Consider the following 16,088-nt stretch of genomic DNA (forward strand, 5'->3'; position numbering starts at 1 on the left):
GCACCCTGCAGACGGACGCCGGGCCCGACGACGTGCGCCGCAAGGCCCGCGTTCCCGCCCAGCCCACCGGCAAGCCGATGCCGGGCCCCTCCGACCCGGTCCTGCTGGCCAAGGCCCTCGCGGAGCTGGAGCGGATGGTCGGCCTGGAGCCCGTCAAACGGCAGGTGCGGGCGCTCTCCGCCCAGCTGCACATGGCCCGGCTGCGGGCCGGTCAGGGGCTGCCGGTGCAGCCCCCCAAGCGCCACTTCGTCTTCTCCGGCCCCTCGGGCACCGGCAAGACCACCGTCGCCCGGATCCTCGGCCGGGTCTTCTACGCCCTCGGGCTGCTCGGCGGCGACCACCTGGTCGAGGCCCAGCGCGCCGACCTGGTCGGCGAGTTCCTGGGCCAGACGGCCGTGAAGGCCAACGAGCTGATCGACTCCGCGCTCGGCGGGGTGCTCTTCGTGGACGAGGCGTACAGCCTCTCCAACTCCGGCTACTCCAAGGGCGACGCCTACGGGGACGAGGCCCTGCAGGTGCTGCTCAAGCGCGCGGAGGACAACCGCGACCGGCTCGTGGTGATCCTCGCCGGGTACCCCGAGGGCATGGACCGGCTGCTGGCCACCAACCCCGGCCTCGGCTCCCGCTTCACCACCCGCGTCGACTTCCCCAGCTACCGCCCCTCCGAACTCACCAGCATCGGCGAGGTGCTGGCCTCCGAGAACGGCGACGGCTGGGACGAGGAGGCCCTGGAGGAGCTGCGCAGCATCAGTGCGCACGTCGTCGCCCAGGGCTGGATCGACGAGCTGGGCAACGGGCGCTTCCTGCGTACCCTGTACGAGAAGAGCTGCGCGTACCGCGACCTGCGGCTGTCCGGCTACCCGGGCACCCCGACCCGCGACGACCTGGCCACGCTGCGCCTGCCGGACCTGATGCAGGCCTACGGGGAGGTGCTGTCGGGGCCCGGCTGGGGCGCCCGGCGCGACGGGTCCCGCGACCCTCAGGACCCGTCACCGTAACGGCTTCGGGCGCCCCGCCTTCCGCCGGACCCTCACCGCTGCGGCCTACCCCGCGTCCTTCTCCCCCGCGGCGGCGGACTCCGCCTGGGCGTCGTAGCTGCTCGTCCCCTCGTCCAGCAGGGGCTCCTGCGTCTTGAGGTGGGCCGGGGCCAGGGCGCGCAGGACGTGGTAGCCGGAGAGGACCACGATCGTGCCCAGGGCGATGCCGCTGAGCTCGAAGTTCTCGCTGATCTTCAGGCTGACGCCGCCGATGCCGATGATGACGCCCGCGGCGACGGGCACCAGGTTCAGCGGGTTGCGCAGGTCGACCTTGTTGTGGACCCAGATCTGCGCGCCGAGCAGGCCGATCATGCCGTAGAGGATGACGGTGATGCCGCCCAGCACGCCGCCGGGGATCGCGGCGACGACGGCACCGAACTTCGGGCAGATGCCGAAGAGGAGGGCGAAGCCGGCCGCGGCCCAGTAGGCGGCGGTGGAGTAGACGCGGGTGGCCGCCATCACGCCGATGTTCTCGGAGTACGTGGTGTTGGCGGGGCCGCCGACGGCGGTGGAGAGCATCGTCGCCACGCCGTCCGCGGAGATCGCGGTGCCCAGCTGGTCGTCCAGCCGGTCGCCGGTCATCTCGCCGACGGCCTTGACGTGGCCGGCGTTCTCGGCGATCAGCGCGATGACGACCGGCAGCGCCACCAGGGCGGCGGACCAGCCGAAGCTCGGGGCGTGCAGCGACGGCAGGCCGATCCAGTCGGCCTTGGAGACCCCGGACAGGTCCAGGCGCCAGTGGTCGACGGCCTCGGGGCCGCCGTTCACCGAGTGGATCCTGCCGAAGAGGCGGTCGAAGAGCCACGAGATCGCGTAGCCGAAGACCAGACCGAGGAAGATCGCGACGCGCGACCAGAAGCCGCGCAGGCACACCACGGCGAGGCCGGTGAAGAGCATCGTCAGCAGCGCCGTCCACTGGTCCTGCGGCCAGTACGTGCGGGCCGTGACCGGCGCCAGGTTGAAGCCGATCAGCATGACCACGGCGCCGGTGACCACCGGCGGCATCGCCGCATGGATGATCTTCGCGCCGAACTTCTGTACGACCAGGCCGCTCAGCAGGAGCGCCGCACCCACCACGAAGATCGCACCGGTGACGGCCGCGCTGCCGCCGCCCTGCGCGCGGATGATCGCGGCGACGCCGACGAAGGAGAGGCTGCATCCCAGGTAGCTGGGCACGCGGCCGCGCGTCGCGAGGAGGAACAGGATGGTGGCGACGCCCGACATCATGATCGCGAGGTTGGGGTCCAGGCCCATGAGGACCGGGGCCACGAATGTGGCTCAGAGCGTACATCATGGGCGATCTTGAGGGGCGTAGACACCCACTCACCTGCGGAAACGTCCCCAAGACGCTCCTGATCGTCGTCCGACAGGTCGTCGAGGAGCTGCACGGAGCGTTGCGAGCCGTCCTCAGCGAGTAGCCGGACGATGTGCTCGAACTCCTGGGGCGTCAGACGCACCGCCACCTCGTCCTGGGCGTCTTCCACGGCCTTCGAGGCCACTTCCGAAGCTCTCCATGAGGCGATGTTGGCCAAAGTGTTGTGCAGGAATGCCTCGGCTGGAGTCCTCTCCGGGATGTCTTGCCGGGGTATTTGCCTGTCACCGATGACTCTGCGCTGACCAAGATCCATGAACGGAACTCTAACCCTTGATGATCTTCAAAAGAAGGGGCCCTTCTAAGGGGCCTCTTCAGTTTGTATCAAGATTTGTATCAGAGTTAGTTCATTCATTCTGGCGCCAAGGTTCATGCCCCCGTGAAGGGGCTGGCGGGCACGTCTCAGTAACCGTTGCTCGATGGCGGAACCTCGGAGTAGGACGACGTTCGCTAGCTCTGGTTCCCGTCTAGGTGGGCTTGCGCGGCGGCCACGAAAGCTGAGCGCTTGTCCTGACAGATTGCTCGGTGAGATCTCAAATCGTTCGGATCCCCGTCGGGCGGTGGAGTCAGGTGCCGAACGGCCGTCCTGATCATTCTGGGGGAGAACAGCCCAGTCGCCTCAAGCATCGTCCGTAGTGTGATTCGGTCACGTTCGATACTTAGAGGTCCTTCCGGGGTGCTCGCTCTGGCGCCCAGCCACTGATAGACGGCCTCCACTTCAGGTGGGGCGGACCCGGTTTGCATGGCATCGGACAAAGCGTGTTGTACGTATTGCGAGCACGCGAACCCATGGCCATACATGCGGTAAGCATTCAGTTGCTGTCGCCATGCATGCGCCGCTGCCGTGACGGGTGGAGGCCCTTCTAGTTCTAGGACGGCAAATCGTGGGGCAACTTCTGTTGACAGAAGCGCTCCGACCTCGTCTATGTGACTAAGTACCTCAGAATCTGTAGGACGTGACCCCTGCAAGTAAGTGGTACGGCTCGTCATTTTCCCTATTGCTTTTTCAACATCGTCGACACAAGCCAGGAATGAGACCCATGCGTCCCGGCGAACCGTTCGCCGCCAGAGGGAATTCTGGTCACGACCCTGCGCGCGAACGGCTTCGATCGTTGCCTCGGCCTGCTGTTGCGCTGCTTGGATCGCAGCTTGAGCCTGCTGTACTGCTGCCCGCACCGCTGCATCGGCCTGTCGGGTCGCGGCGTCGGCTTGCTTCATAGCTGCCTTGTACTGCCACCGGGTTCCCACCAGCGCGATGATGACGCCAACCACGGCTATGCCGGCTGCCCAGAGGGCAGCTATCCCCTGATCCATGCGCTGATCCTGCCAGGCCCGCCTCGACTTCGGGCCTGGTTAGCTCATTCCTTCCAAAGTCATGGCTGATGCCCCGCCCTCCCTTCAAGGGGAGGGGTGGATCTCGGCCTAAAGACCTGACCCTGGCCAGACGTGAGGAGGTATATAACCCTCCTCACTAATAATGTCGGTGTCACCTGAAGGTCTGGGGGACAGAAACCCTTCAAAGAGTGGCCCGGATCACTTCTAAGGGGTGTCCAGGGTCAGCATCGCGAGAACGCCGTCAAGCTCGTACCGAGACCTTTCAGCATCGTCCTTGCTCTCGAAAGGACCCAAGACGGCAACCCTTGCGATGTTCTCTCGCTGAGAGGTCAATGCCTCCTTGGCCTTGTGCGGCGTGTGTTCTTGCTCGGTTTCCACCACATCGCAGCTCAGGTTTCCTTGGCGGCCGACAGAGGCCACAACCCAAAATCGACTCATGCCGCGGAATCTAGCACCGGGGCCGAGGCCGGCAGGCCGAAACGGCGGATCTTGAGGCCCGGAGGCCGGCAGGGGACCAAATCAACGAGACGGAGCGGTTCGTTCATACCCGTACATGATCGAAGGAAGGCACCCCTGGTGGGTCCTTTGAATGAATGCACAGGTATTACCCCCGTCTATGTATCAGGGTTTGTATTAGGGTTAGTTCATTCATGAATGTGTGCGTGAATGAACCCAGGAATCCGCATAGGCATTCTGGCTAGGGCTGAATACCTTCCCGGAATGAATGAACTAACCGTATTCCGGGGGTTATGAGACCCGAGCGTTGCGTTACGGCATACCTATTGCGGTGCGTGCATGGTCATGAGCGCTGGTCATCCCGGTTGGGATGTGACATCAGTCTCACATGGGGGAGGCTACGGGGTGAGTTAAGCGGCCCATAGGTGTGACATGGGGCACAAATAGGGGCTTAGAGGGGTGATGCGTGAGTGGTAAGCGCCACAGCATTCGTGCCCTACTGACCCTTGCCTAATGAGGGTGCTTGTGCATCAAGAGCCCATTTGGGCAGTTGGGATGTGATACATGCAACTCACATCGGTATTGACTGAGTGTGCGTGTTGTGTCATCGCGCGCAGTTCCTTTGAAATCAAAGGGTTGCGTGCTGAGTGGATACCGCTATTGACGTGTCCATGGAGTTGCGAACCAAGTTGGGATGTGACACCTTTAGGTCATCGCAAGGAACGCCCCACCGGGAAGCGCCCCTAGTACCACTCGCCAAGCGAGGATGCGGAACGGGAGATCAGCACACGGGGGATGCGGAAAGCGAGCGGAGCGGCCCTCTAAGGGCCAAACCCAAACCACCTAGGAACTAGTGCTAGGTCTCTGTGTAAGAGCCCATACAGGGCTTACAGGGATACCAGCTAGGGACATCACATAGGCCACACGGAGTGAAGCGAATAGCTCCGGAGTGAGTGCGAACCCGAGCGGGGTGATTCCTGCGATGACCGGCGCGCTACGTGAGCGGATAGCGGGAGATTGACCGGCCCGCAATGGATAGGTCAGACATTCGAGCTAGCGGGGAAGCTACCCCCGCAACCATCTGAGATTGACTCTCACACATCCAACCAACATGACGTGTCCAGCACGTAGCCACTAAGCCATGAGCGACGGGGCTAGGCGTGTCTCTAAGCGTCTGAGACTGGCTGTGTGGGGGTGAGTGTCAGAGAGGTTCTGATACCGCGAGAGAAAGGCGCAGAGATGAACTGTGCAGTCTGTGAGATGTGGGGAATCACCCGCAAAGCAAGGTACGTCGGAACGTGGTCCGACACGGGTAAAGAGCACGGCCGCTGTAAGGCGTGCCTGCCCCTTCTGAAGAGTGAGCGTGACGCGTTCCGGATGATCCCGGATGCGGTCCTGTCTCAGGATGAGGGCGCGAAGAATCAGTATTACGTGACGTTCTCGCACCCGAACAAGGATGAGCGGAACGTCCCCTCCCACGTGTGGGCGCATGACAGTCGTGGCGCACTGGAGTACGCACATGAGGTCATGTTCAAGGCCCCGGATGTGTGGGACGGCTGGGACGTAGAGGTAACGGGCGGAGTGCAGTACGGGGCGGCGTTCTGATGACGCGCGGCTCGTGGCTGCGGAAGGTGAACGCTGATGACCATTGGAGATTAGGGAGGTGGGCGACATGTACCGGCTTAAAAGATCCTGCCACGCGCATAGCTAAGCGGTAGCGCGCTTTACTCATACCCTCAAGTTGGGATGTGACCCTTGGGGGTATGGGTATGGCGCTCTAGCAACAGGCCAGAGTGACAAGGAAAGGCGCGATCATGACTGTGATCCTGGATGTGAAGTTCAACGACTTCGCGAAAGACTACGCGGAGCGTCAGCCGTACTACCGGCACAGCCTCGATGACTTCGCGGAAGAGGCGCGGGAAATGTGCTGGGCAGGCTTCGGCCTGGTGGATGACGGCACGGGCGAACCGCTCGAAACGTGGTCGTCGTACGGCTACTACAACTGCGACTGTCGAGAGAACGTGCTCAGGGTCAACTATGAGGCGACGCTAGAGGCGTTCAAGGCGGCCGGGGTCGAGACTCACGAGGTCAACGGCTGGATCGTGTGGGACGCATCCAATCAGGCCGGGCACGCGATAGCCGAGAGCATCGGTCGCAGCCTTGCGGATTACCCGGTGTTGGATGATGAGCGGCTGTCCGAACTGGAATGGGACAACGCGGTACGGATGATTGATGACCTGTACCGGCTCCCGGACGGCGTGAGTGCAGACGACGTGATCCGGGAAATGCCGGAAGTCCCGCACTGCTCCAACTGCTCATCCTGCGACGTTGAAGACGCGATGGCATCACTCCAGTACAGCCAATGCATGGACTGTGCCGAGTGGATCAAGACGGGCGAGTACCCGTCTGAGCGGGTCTGTTACGACTGCGCGGAGCGCGAGCAAGAGGGCGAGTGCGAGTGCATCCCGCTGTACGTGGACACCATGCGGCACATGTCGCTCTATCCCACGGTCGGCAACCTGCGGGAGATTCAGCGCGGTTGCGAGACCTGTTACCCGATTCGCTGGCCTCACGGTGGGGTCAAGCTCGGCATCTGATGCTCTTTAGGCAGGCTCACAAGTTGGGATGTGAGCTTGTCTATGGACTCTCAGATCAGGCGAGAGTACGAACGAAAGGAAACGCTATGTCGTCGCCACTGTGGGAGCGGACGTACGCGGAGCAGAACGAGGCACGCGCGGAGTGGGCCGCTAAGGCGTGCGAAGCGTTCGGAGAGCAGACCGGACAGCGCGACTACTTCGAGGGACCGGCGCAGATCGCGCCGGACTTGTTGGTGGAGATCGGCGGGGACCTGTTGGCCAACCTCTTCCACCTGGCCGCGCTCAACAACCTTGACCCGTGCGCACTCGTGCGCGCCGGGTTCCTGCACTTCTCGGAGGAGTACCAGGAAGCACAGGAGGAGCAGCGCGAGGAAGAGGCCGTAAGGGAGTTCCACGCTCGCGAGCTGCCCGCCCTTGAAGCCTTCCTGAAGGGTGACCAGTGATGCGGGTCAACGCTCGGGGAATGGTCGAGTGCTCCGACTGTCGGATGGACCTCGGGGCGTACCCGTCGGACTACGACGCGGGGCCGGATGACGACGTGTTCTGCGGTCACTGCGAGAACGAACGGCACGTGTGCCCGGAGCCGGTAGACGAGTCGGCAGCGTCCAAGACGCTCCGCGACGCAATCGCCCGGATCAAGATGCACGAGTGCGAGTGGCGCTTGAAAGGCACAGGCCCCGACTCGCGCGAGCTGCTGCGCTCGCTCCTGGGGGAGTTCCAGGCCCTGACTCAGGCCGGCCGGGGGTGTGACCGGCCGTACACGGTCGTCATGGACTGGGAATCGGACTGGTGGGAGGAAGGCGCGGACGACGTACGCGCAGACGGCCAAGACGAGCCCGTGACGTTCCACGTGTGGGCGCCTAATGCCTCCGATGCCTCCGACGAATCCGACCGCTTGGCGGTCGAGACGTTCGGGGAAGAGGTCGCTTCCTACCTCTCCCACATCGCAGTCATGCACGGACACGCACCCCTTGTACGAGACGGAGAGTAAGAGCGATGGCGGTAACAAACGAGATCACGAGGGTGATCGGTTCCGACGTGGTGAAGATGGGCGAGCGTGCGGCGACGCTCACCGGAGAGATTCACGAGCCGGTCTACGTCTGGACCCGTGAGGACATATCCAACGCAGTCAACAACGGCGTAGACCTGGTGGTCGATGAACTCACCGGAAGCGAACGGGACTCCGACCTGATGAACATGGTCGTAAACGCGGTCATGACCCTTCTGGAGAACCCGCACTACACCTTGGATGAGGTCATTACCGAGTGCTACGACGAGGACCCGGAAGAGGTCCGCTCGTGGTGGTCGGGATGGTGAGCCCGGCCGCAGTCGAGATCGGTATGCGCGTCGAGTACCGCTCGATGTACGGGCACAGGCTCTCGGGAACGATCCGGGGAGTCATCTACGGCGCTCCCAAGATGAAGCGCGACAACATCACGCACGCAGTCATTCAAGGCGCCTACTGCAACAAGGCAGTTGACCGCTCGCACGACATCAACGTGATCCCCCTGAAAGACGTTTGGAAGGTCCGCTAACCATGTCCCGCATCTATGTCGCCTGCCTGGCCTCGTACAACAACGGCATCCTTCACGGTGAGTGGCTGGACGCCACGCAGGACCCGGATGACATCTACGAGGGCATCACGCAGGTACTCAAAAGCTCCCCGATCAAAGGCGCGGAAGAGTTCGCGATTCACGACTATGACGACTTTGGCTCTATCCGGTTGGGCGAGTACGAGTCGATAGAGAACGTGCACGCCATCGCGGCGGCGCTGGACGAGTGGCCTAGCTCCGTGGTCGCGCACTACCACGCGGAAGGTGTGGATGCCGAAGACCTGGACGACCACATTCGGGACCGGTTCATCGGTACGGCGGAAGAGGAGTTGGACGAGGTTTCGGCGCTGGCCTCGTACATCCTCACGGAAGAGGACTGGTTCTGGGATGAACTCCCGGAGCGCTTCCGCACGCACAGCAGCGCCATCGCGCGCAGTGAGGCCAGGGACCGCCTGTTGAGCGGTTCGACGTTCGCCATCTACGCGGGCGCCGGTACCTGGCACTTCATGAGCAACGACTGACTAGCGGTTGGACATCAGGGGCTCAAGTTGGGATGTGAGCCTCTGGTGTCGAGCCTCTAGGACCCACCTAGGCCCGACTGAAAGGAACGCACGATGACCGGCCAGGAACACATCCGGTTCACGCTCGATGACGGATCACGCGAAAGCCTCTACAGCGCGGTTGCAGCCGCTCGCCGCGCCTGCACCTCGGAGCGGGCGGCGGACGGCCTCTGGGACGCATGGAAGGCACTGGAGACGGCCGACCCCGATGGTTCGTTCATTCTCACCGGCCGCGAACTGTATTGGGTCGGCAAGGCGAGCCGGGTCGAGTTCTGGCGCGACGCCGAGACCCTGACGCGGGTCATGGGCGAGATACAGGAGCAGTTCAACGCCTGGAGCATGGGGGCCGACAAGTGAGCCGGATCAAGGACTACATAGAGCTTGAGGACTCCGTGTTGGACGCGGCGGAGGATGCCGCGCACCACGACGACGTGAGGACCCGGATGCGGTCGATACACCACCTGTTCGCCTCGATCGGGGAGCACGTCAGCCGCTCACGCTTCCACGACAAGCCGCGCGTTACGGCTGTCCTCGTGAGGCGGGCCGCCGAGCGGTACGTCAGCACCAGGCGGGCACTCATCGCGGACGCTCGGGCGGTGGCGTGATGTTCGACCCGATGATGTGCGACCGCTGCTGTACGTCGCTCAACCCCACGATGCCGTTCGCCACGGGAGTCGTCACGTACGCGCACCCGGCATGGGTCGGGAAAGAGTGGGACCACGACCCCGAGCCGGTACCCGTGGACCCCGGCCGGCTCCGGGGAGTGTGCGACTTCTGCTCTGCGGACCACCCCTCAACCGCCTTCGAGACGGTCAAAGCGATCGTGATGCTGGACGGGCCTTTCACCCGCGTGTTCTCGGACCCGTGGGCCGCCTGCGAGCGCTGCGCGGTGCACGTACGGAACCGCTCGCCGCATCTGCTGATCGACCGCGCTGTCTCGGTGCTGCCCGGCACCTACAACCGGCCGGACAGGCGAGCAAGGCGCAAAGAGATCAAGGCACTTCACATGAAGTTCTTTGCAGCGCAGCCCTACGAACTGAAAGAGCAGTGATGGAAGGCATCGAGCGTTGGCGCGTCGAGTTCAGGCTCGAAGGGGAGCGCGGGCCGGTGTCCCGGCCGTGTCTCCTTGAGGACGGGCGGAACCCGTTGGAGGACTTCCCCCGGATGCTCGCGATTGCCTACCTGGGCACGGTCGAGCGGGCGGACGAGGTAGAGATCATCGCGATCCGCAAGGACTAACCCCGAACAGCTCTGGTGAGGCCCCGACTTCGGTCGGGGCCTTTGCCATGGCCGGTCGGTCACACCAACCCACCCACGCAGAAGGGCAGTTCAGTCATGGCTACCAAGGTTCTCGTTGTCAACGTTGACGACCTCGACGGCACGGAGAGCACCGAGCCCGGCATCATCCAGACGGTCACGTTCGGGATCGACGGTACCTCGTACGAGATCGACCTCACCGGGGACAACGAGGCGGAGTTGCGCGCGCTCCTGGCCCCGTACATCGAGGCCGGACGGAAGGCCCAGGGGCAGGCCGGCCGGAAGCCGGTCCGGTCAGGTGACCGCTTGGACAAGCACGCGGTGAGGGCCTGGGCACGGGAGAACGGCTACGACGTCAACGCCTATGGCCGCATCCCCGAACACATCCAGGTCGCCTACCGGCAAGCGGTCGGCGGAACCGTCACTCCCGTCACTCCCGCCACGATTTCGCATTCTTCCGTCATCGAGAGCGAGGAAGAGGCGGCCAAGCACTACCAGGCGCTTCCGGTCCCGGAGGGCCGCGAGTCGAACTGGCACAAGCGCGAAGGCTCGGGCTGCGAGCGAACCGCCCGCATCGAGGACATGACGCTCCTTGAGCGCGTGCACTGCCTGACCGGCTTCAACCTCAAGGTGCTGGGCCAGCTCACGGGCGATCTGCCCACGGGCAAGGACGGAAAGGTCAAGGGGCTCGGGACCTCTGGTGCCCGGCTTCGGAACTTCGAGTTCATCGACGACAACGACGAGGTCACTGCGTTCGGCCGCTACGCCTACGCGGTGCGCAGCTAGTACCGATCAGCTCTGTTGAGGGGCCGCTACGGCGGCCCCTTCTTCATGGCTCATCGGACGAAAGGGATCACGATGGCAAGGAAGATGATCGAGCTAATCACCTGTGACGCGTGTGCAGCCAAGGGCGAGAGCACTGAAGGAGTCACAGAGTTGACGGTCGGCCCGGACAGCTACGACCTGTGCCAGGAGCACGCCGACCGCTTCGCCGCGTACTTCGCGGACCTGTTCACCCCCACCTCTGCCGCTGTCGCGGCCTAGTCAGAAGGAGTCCACGCAGTCATGAGCGAGCAGTTCAAGGCGATGCAGTACGGCCCCCTGGGCAAGGCCGTTGCAGCGGCCATGCCGCACACCGAAGCCGACCCGATCGGGGTGTACGCGGCCACGCTGTCTCTGTGGTCGGCAGCTGTGAACGGTCAGGTCCTCCAGCCCAACGGGCGGCCCACCGTGTTCTGGTCGGCGCTGGTCGGCCGGTCCAAGATCGGACGGAAGGGCTTCGCGCTCGCCACCGCGCGAGCCATCGTTGACCCGTCCATCGGAGCGTTCCTGTCCACCAGGAGCCGGAAGGGCATCAGCTCGGGGCCGGCACTGGTGACGACCCTGTTCGAGGTCGAGCAGGAGTCGCTTACCTCCGAGGACGGCCGGGACGGTCGCGTGATGATCGCGGAGGACGAATGGGCGTCCATCCTCAAGCGGGCCAACCGGGATGCCACCTACCACGATCAGTTGATCAACGCCTGGGACGGTGTGGCCGTCGCCAACACCACCAAGGGCAAGGGCGGTAAGCGCGAGGAACAGAGGATCGAGCGCCCGCTGCTCGGGTACCACGCGCACATCCAGCCTGGCCGCTGGTCGCCTCTGGTGAAGCCGGAGGTTGCGCTTGGCGGTGCGTTCAACCGCATCCCGCACTTCATCGTGGAGAAGTCGAAGAACCTGCCCTCCGACGTGAAGCGTCCGCTCGACGCGGTGAAGGAGTCCCCGGCCCTGACCAAGGCGTACCGCTGGGCTCGGGAGAAGGTCAGGGAGATGGAGCTGTCCCCGGAGGCGGCGCAGATGCATGACGCGTACCGCCTGGAGTTCGATGACCGGTGCGCGGCCCTGCCGGAGAACGTGTCGTGCTTCATCGAGCGAGGAGACGAGAACCTGCTCCGCATCGCGTGCTTGCTGACGGCCGCGGAGCGCAAGACCGTGATTTCGCTGCGGGCCTGGAAGGCCGCGCACGCAATGATCGAGTACAGCATGGCGTGCACGGAGAAGCTGATCAACGAGGCCCAGTCCGGGACCGGTCGGCAGATGAAGCCGGTCGAGCAGATCATCCGTGAGTCGCTTCAGCGCTTCGGTGGGGAGGCGACTCGCACGCTCATCCTTCGGTCGCTCGGTACCCGAGGCAACGCCGACTCGCTGACGGCTGCGATCGAGAAGATGCCGGACGTGGTGATGGAGCGGAAGGGCTCGGGCGCGAAGGGCGGAGCGCCCTCGTTCATCATCCGACTCGTGGACCCGGAGAGCAGCAAGAAGCAGGACGAGCCGGAGATGGAGGAGGAGCGACCCAAGCTGTCCGTTGTGCCTGCCCAGGCGGAGAAGAAGCCGGTGCGCAAGAGGACACCGGCCAAGAAGGCAGTGAAGAAGGCCCCTGCGAAGAAGGCGCCGGCCACCAAGCCCGCAGTGGTCCGCGAGCGGCCGGCCAACCCGATGGCCGATCTCCTGTGACGCCGAACGCGATGCCGCAGCGTCGCCCCGCGCGCCTCGTTCGAGGCCGATACACCGAACTCGTCCGACGCTGGTCGGACGGCATCTGGAAGGAGTGACCACGCGTGAAACCCAAAAGTACGTGTAGCGCCCACTTTGTGACTTAAGGCCCCGCTGATGCGGGGCCTTTCGTCTGTCGAAGACGGGACTCCTGCCCGCCAGGAGTCCCTTCGGCATAAGGAAAGGTTAAGGATCATGAACGAGCCGAACCCGCAGCAGTGGACCAACAACAACGGGCAGTGGCAGTCCGAGGCACCTGCACCGCCCCCGCAGAAGAAGGGCAAGGGCGGCAAGATCGCCCTCGCCGCGCTCGGCGCCGTCGTACTGATCGGCATAGGCGCCGCCATCGGCGGAGCCGGGGAGAAGACGCCCAAGGTCGAGGCGAAGCCGTCTCCCACAGTGGACATCTCGAAGCAGGTGAAGCCCTCCAAGAGCGAGGACCCCTGCGACTCGACCGACAGCAAGAAGCTCGACGAGTGCATTGCGCAGGCCGGCGGCGAGACGCCGACCCCGATCGAGGACTTCAAGCAGTACGTGAAGAAGCACGGCACCACGCAGGAGAAGGCGGCCGTCGAGCACGTCACCAAGTTCCGCGGAGTCACCTGGGACCGCGTGAACGGGATGGTGGACATCGCCACCGACTTCACCGGCTCCGGCTACGCCAAGCACGACTCCGGGAAGCTGATCGGCGGCATGTTCGAGGACTGGATCTCCGAGAACTATGACGACGACGGGAACGTGTACTACCAGGTCAACAACGCTGACGGTCAGATCGTCGCGAACGGCAACACCAACGCATAGCCAGGGACGAAAGTCCTGATGACAAAGGACCTTCGCTAGCAAGATCACATCCCAACCGCTGACAGGATCTTTAGGCCCTCCACCCCGAAAGGAGCCTTGTGGACAAGCGCACCCTGCCCTGCCTGCAAAGGCTGGGCATGGTGGTTGCGGTCGCTGGACTCGCGTCTGCACCCTTCATGCCCACCGCGGCCTTCGCGGAGCCGACGAGCGAGCCCTCGACTGGGATCGAGGAGCCGATCACCGAACCGGGGGAGGAGACGGGCGAGCCGAGCCCCGACCCCGAAGGCAACGAGGCCAAGTTCGGCGCGCTGTGGCAGAAGCTGTTCAAGCAGGGTGCGGCCAAGGTGGACGTGTACCGGGGCCTGCCCGTCTTCGCCTACGCCCCCGAGGCCCTGTCGGGATTCACCATCACCAAGGGGCCCATGCCCGGATGGGGCTCGGTCACCTGGACGGACGGGTCCGTGGTCGGCTACATGCTGACTCCGCCGACGCCGCCTCCGCCCCGGCCGGACCCGGAAACGGCCAAGCCGGACCCCGGCAAGGAGACTCCGAAGCCCTCGCCCGATCCCGAGCCGTCGCAGGAACCCTCGAAGAAGTCCGAGGGCGACGACCAGGAGCCCGAGCGGCAGGGCCTCGTCCCGAAGCCGGACGACACCGACCCAGAGGACAAGGCCAGCGAGGCGTCCAAGGAAGAGGACCACAAGCGTGTGGTGGAGGAGCACTACCTCGCTGCCCTCCAACCAGTCGGCGGCGTGCGACCGCTGACCAAGGTGGACCCAGGGGAAGCGACCCACGCGGCTGTAGGGAAGCCGGAGTCACCTGTGGTGAAGATGGCCCAGCAAGGCGTCCATGCCCTCAACTCGACGGCCGGCATCGCCGCCGCGAGCGCCCTGGCCCTCGGGATAGCCGGGACCGTGATCGGATCTCGCCGCCGCACTGGAGCGGGCGGCCTGTACTGAAGCAGAAACACAAAAGGACCGGGCACCCCATGAAGGGGTGCCCGGTCCTTTTTTATTTGCCCAGATCGTACCAACCATTGTGCCACGGTTAGTTCATTCATTCGCGGGCGTTCTCATCTACTCCTCCAAGGTCCCCACCTTGGAAGCGTGCTCTGCCTCGGCAGCCGCAAGCCGTGCCTGCGCTACCTCGGCAGCAAGATCAGGGGAGGGCTCCATCAGGGCCTCCGCAGTCTTCTTGTCCTCCATGCGCTGAGCAGCCTCAGCGCCACCGAGGAGTGCGATGGACAAGGGGATCAGCGTCACCCAGTCCACCTGCGGGAAGCGGGCGACCAGGAGCGGCGTGAACGCCGCGAGGACACCCAGGAAGCGGACGATGTGGTTACGGAGCAAGGGCCACCTCCGAGGCGGGAAGGATCTGCTGAGGGACAACCGGGATGTCGGTCGGCTTGGACTGCTCGGGATGGACCGGCGCCGGAGGTGTCGGGTCCTTGGACGGAGGCTCGGGAGTCGGGTCCTGAGTCGGGGGCGGGGTCGGCTCCGGAGTCGGCTTCGGCTTCACCGCCTCCTTGATCTCCTCCAGCTCCTTCTTGATCCCGTCGAGCTGGCCGCAGCACTCGCAGTGCGTCTCGTGCTTCGACGGCTGCTCGACAACCGGCTTGGTCGGCTTGGGAGTTACCGGGGGAGGGGTCGGCCGCGGAGTGCTCGTCTGCTTGGCCGGCCCCTTCACCGAGACGACATCGCCCACCACGATGTAGTTCGGGTTCGCCTTGTACTTCGGGTTCCATGCGAGGAGCTGCGCGAGCGAGATGCCGTGCCGGTTCGCGATCGACCCAAGGGTGTCGCCCTTCTTCACCTTGTACGTGCCGCTCGAAGGCTTCGACGGCTTGGGCTTCGGCTTGGGCTTCGGCTTGTCGGTCGGAGGCTTCGGCTTCTCCACCTGCTTGGGGACGTTGATCTCCTGGCCGGGCTGGACCACGTTCGGGTTCTTGATCTGCGGATTGAGCGCCAGGAGCGTCGCGAGGCTCACGCCCAGGAGCGCGGCGATACCGGCGAGCGTCTGCCCCTTGCTGATCTTGTACTTGCCGCCCGTGGCAGTACCGCCACCACCGCCACCGCCTGAAGGCTGGTCGCTGGACTGGTACTTGGGCCGGCCGTAGCCGTGAATCTTCGAGCTGGACCGGCTGACCCACTTCTCGTAGACGCCGTTCCCGTTGTAGTACGCCCCATTGATCGAGCCGCCCGTGTTCCCGCCGATGGTCCGGATACGGCCCGGCTCGACGGCCGTCACCATCTCCACGTGCGTGCCACCGTTCGGGCCGTACATCACCATGTCCCCGACGTGCGGCGTGCTCGACCAGCGCCCGTTGCGCTTGAACCATGCGGTCGCGACGGCACAGCCGACCGTGTACGGGTAGTCGATGTCCTTGCGGCCACCGGCATGACGGTGGACGTACGACATGAACGACTGGCACCAGGGGTAGCCGTAGCCGCCCTCCGGATAGCCGGGAATGCGCCCGTACTCGCGATTGAAGATCGTGTCGTTCTCGCCCTTTTCCCGATAACCGAGATGCTTGCGGGCCTGCTTGATTGCTTCGGCCGGTGAATACGTCATGAGGGCTCCCTACTGGC

The 16,088-nt window shown here is 64.4% G+C and carries 18 protein-coding genes and 1 pseudogene; 16 read left to right on the forward strand and 3 right to left on the reverse strand.

Going from position 1 to position 16,088, the window contains the following annotated elements; genetic code table 11:
* Nucleotides 1–998, forward strand: a 998-nt coding sequence (locus V7793_RS04795; RefSeq protein WP_335581635.1) for an AAA family ATPase, incomplete at its 5' end; no start/stop codon positions are given.
* Between the two features lie 45 nt (nt 999–1,043).
* On the opposite strand, the pseudogene V7793_RS04800 reads toward V7793_RS04795, so the two are convergent.
* A pseudogene (locus tag V7793_RS04800) lies at nt 1,044–2,315 on the reverse strand (uracil-xanthine permease family protein); the annotation flags it as partial.
* Between the two features lie 3,073 nt (nt 2,316–5,388).
* Between V7793_RS04800 and V7793_RS04805 the strand changes: the two are divergent.
* The 15 genes from V7793_RS04805 (at nt 5,389) to V7793_RS04875 (ending at nt 14,459) form a co-directional block, all read left to right on the forward strand.
* The gene (locus V7793_RS04805) at nt 5,389–5,805 is read left to right on the forward strand and encodes a hypothetical protein (protein ID WP_335581636.1); all 417 of its coding nucleotides are present in this window, start codon (nt 5,389–5,391) and stop codon (nt 5,803–5,805) included.
* A 209-nt stretch (nt 5,806–6,014) separates the two neighbouring features.
* A complete protein-coding gene (locus V7793_RS04810) occupies nt 6,015–6,797 on the forward strand; it encodes a hypothetical protein (protein ID WP_335581637.1) in 783 nt (260 codons plus the stop codon).
* 86 nt (nt 6,798–6,883) lie between these two features.
* The gene (locus V7793_RS04815) at nt 6,884–7,240 is read left to right on the forward strand and encodes a hypothetical protein (protein WP_335581638.1); all 357 of its coding nucleotides are present in this window, start codon (nt 6,884–6,886) and stop codon (nt 7,238–7,240) included.
* Between the two features lie 20 nt (nt 7,241–7,260).
* Nucleotides 7,261–7,788 (forward strand): hypothetical protein, encoded by a 528-nt coding sequence (locus tag V7793_RS04820; RefSeq protein ID WP_335581639.1) that lies wholly within the window; start codon nt 7,261–7,263, stop codon nt 7,786–7,788.
* A gap of 5 nt (nt 7,789–7,793) precedes the next feature.
* Nucleotides 7,794–8,114, forward strand: a complete 321-nt coding sequence (locus V7793_RS04825; RefSeq protein ID WP_335581640.1) for a hypothetical protein — start codon at nt 7,794–7,796, stop codon at nt 8,112–8,114.
* Nucleotides 8,096–8,332, forward strand: a complete 237-nt coding sequence (locus tag V7793_RS04830; protein ID WP_335581641.1) for a hypothetical protein — start codon at nt 8,096–8,098, stop codon at nt 8,330–8,332. Before V7793_RS04825 ends, V7793_RS04830 begins: the two co-directional genes overlap by 19 nt.
* A gap of 2 nt (nt 8,333–8,334) precedes the next feature.
* Nucleotides 8,335–8,871 carry an antirestriction protein ArdA gene (locus V7793_RS04835; RefSeq protein WP_335581642.1) on the forward strand — a complete coding sequence of 179 codons (537 nt, stop codon included), beginning with the start codon at nt 8,335–8,337 and terminating at the stop codon, nt 8,869–8,871.
* A 93-nt stretch (nt 8,872–8,964) separates the two neighbouring features.
* The gene (locus V7793_RS04840) at nt 8,965–9,267 is read left to right on the forward strand and encodes a hypothetical protein (RefSeq protein WP_335581643.1); all 303 of its coding nucleotides are present in this window, start codon (nt 8,965–8,967) and stop codon (nt 9,265–9,267) included.
* Nucleotides 9,264–9,515, forward strand: a complete 252-nt coding sequence (locus V7793_RS04845; RefSeq protein ID WP_335581644.1) for a hypothetical protein — start codon at nt 9,264–9,266, stop codon at nt 9,513–9,515. The genes V7793_RS04840 and V7793_RS04845 overlap by 4 nt, the downstream gene beginning before the upstream one ends.
* Entirely contained in the window at nt 9,515–9,961 is a 447-nt protein-coding gene (locus V7793_RS04850) for a hypothetical protein (protein ID WP_335581645.1), read from the forward strand. The genes V7793_RS04845 and V7793_RS04850 overlap by 1 nt, the downstream gene beginning before the upstream one ends.
* Nucleotides 9,961–10,149, forward strand: a complete 189-nt coding sequence (locus V7793_RS04855; RefSeq protein WP_335581646.1) for a hypothetical protein — start codon at nt 9,961–9,963, stop codon at nt 10,147–10,149. The genes V7793_RS04850 and V7793_RS04855 overlap by 1 nt, the downstream gene beginning before the upstream one ends.
* A gap of 96 nt (nt 10,150–10,245) precedes the next feature.
* Complete coding sequence (locus tag V7793_RS38095) at nt 10,246–10,953, forward strand: histone-like nucleoid-structuring protein Lsr2 (protein ID WP_443057840.1); 708 nt, start codon at nt 10,246–10,248, stop codon at nt 10,951–10,953.
* Between the two features lie 279 nt (nt 10,954–11,232).
* Nucleotides 11,233–12,660 carry a DUF3987 domain-containing protein gene (locus V7793_RS04865; protein WP_335581647.1) on the forward strand — a complete coding sequence of 476 codons (1,428 nt, stop codon included), beginning with the start codon at nt 11,233–11,235 and terminating at the stop codon, nt 12,658–12,660.
* Between the two features lie 234 nt (nt 12,661–12,894).
* Nucleotides 12,895–13,500 (forward strand): hypothetical protein, encoded by a 606-nt coding sequence (locus tag V7793_RS04870; protein ID WP_335581648.1) that lies wholly within the window; start codon nt 12,895–12,897, stop codon nt 13,498–13,500.
* Nucleotides 13,501–13,598: 98 nt separating this feature from the next.
* Nucleotides 13,599–14,459, forward strand: coding sequence for a hypothetical protein (locus V7793_RS04875; protein WP_335581649.1), 861 nt, complete (start codon nt 13,599–13,601; stop codon nt 14,457–14,459).
* A 117-nt stretch (nt 14,460–14,576) separates the two neighbouring features.
* Here V7793_RS04875 and V7793_RS04880 read toward each other — a convergent pair whose 3' ends face one another.
* The gene (locus V7793_RS04880) at nt 14,577–14,849 is read right to left on the reverse strand and encodes a hypothetical protein (protein WP_335581650.1); all 273 of its coding nucleotides are present in this window, start codon (nt 14,847–14,849) and stop codon (nt 14,577–14,579) included.
* Nucleotides 14,839–16,071 carry a LysM peptidoglycan-binding domain-containing protein gene (locus tag V7793_RS04885; RefSeq protein WP_335581651.1) on the reverse strand — a complete coding sequence of 411 codons (1,233 nt, stop codon included), beginning with the start codon at nt 16,069–16,071 and terminating at the stop codon, nt 14,839–14,841. Before V7793_RS04885 ends, V7793_RS04880 begins: the two co-directional genes overlap by 11 nt.
* Between the last annotated feature and the right edge of the window lie 17 nt (nt 16,072–16,088).

The sequence above is a fragment of the Streptomyces sp. KLMMK genome, assembly GCF_036961605.1.
In the GTDB taxonomy this organism is placed as follows: domain Bacteria; phylum Actinomycetota; class Actinomycetes; order Streptomycetales; family Streptomycetaceae; genus Streptomyces; species Streptomyces telluris.

Coding starts and splice junctions, on each gene's coding strand:
- V7793_RS04870 (WP_335581648.1), top strand. CDS start 12,895: ATGAACGAGCCGAACCCGCAGCAGTGGACCAACAACAACGGGCAGTGG.
- V7793_RS04815 (WP_335581638.1), top strand. CDS start 6,884: ATGTCGTCGCCACTGTGGGAGCGGACGTACGCGGAGCAGAACGAGGCA.
- V7793_RS04855 (WP_335581646.1), top strand. CDS start 9,961: ATGGAAGGCATCGAGCGTTGGCGCGTCGAGTTCAGGCTCGAAGGGGAG.
- V7793_RS04825 (WP_335581640.1), top strand. CDS start 7,794: ATGGCGGTAACAAACGAGATCACGAGGGTGATCGGTTCCGACGTGGTG.
- V7793_RS04850 (WP_335581645.1), top strand. CDS start 9,515: ATGTTCGACCCGATGATGTGCGACCGCTGCTGTACGTCGCTCAACCCC.
- V7793_RS04820 (WP_335581639.1), top strand. CDS start 7,261: ATGGTCGAGTGCTCCGACTGTCGGATGGACCTCGGGGCGTACCCGTCG.
- V7793_RS04840 (WP_335581643.1), top strand. CDS start 8,965: ATGACCGGCCAGGAACACATCCGGTTCACGCTCGATGACGGATCACGC.
- V7793_RS04885 (WP_335581651.1), bottom strand. CDS start 16,071: ATGACGTATTCACCGGCCGAAGCAATCAAGCAGGCCCGCAAGCATCTC.
- V7793_RS04810 (WP_335581637.1), top strand. CDS start 6,015: ATGACTGTGATCCTGGATGTGAAGTTCAACGACTTCGCGAAAGACTAC.
- V7793_RS04865 (WP_335581647.1), top strand. CDS start 11,233: ATGAGCGAGCAGTTCAAGGCGATGCAGTACGGCCCCCTGGGCAAGGCC.
- V7793_RS38095 (WP_443057840.1), top strand. CDS start 10,246: ATGGCTACCAAGGTTCTCGTTGTCAACGTTGACGACCTCGACGGCACG.
- V7793_RS04835 (WP_335581642.1), top strand. CDS start 8,335: ATGTCCCGCATCTATGTCGCCTGCCTGGCCTCGTACAACAACGGCATC.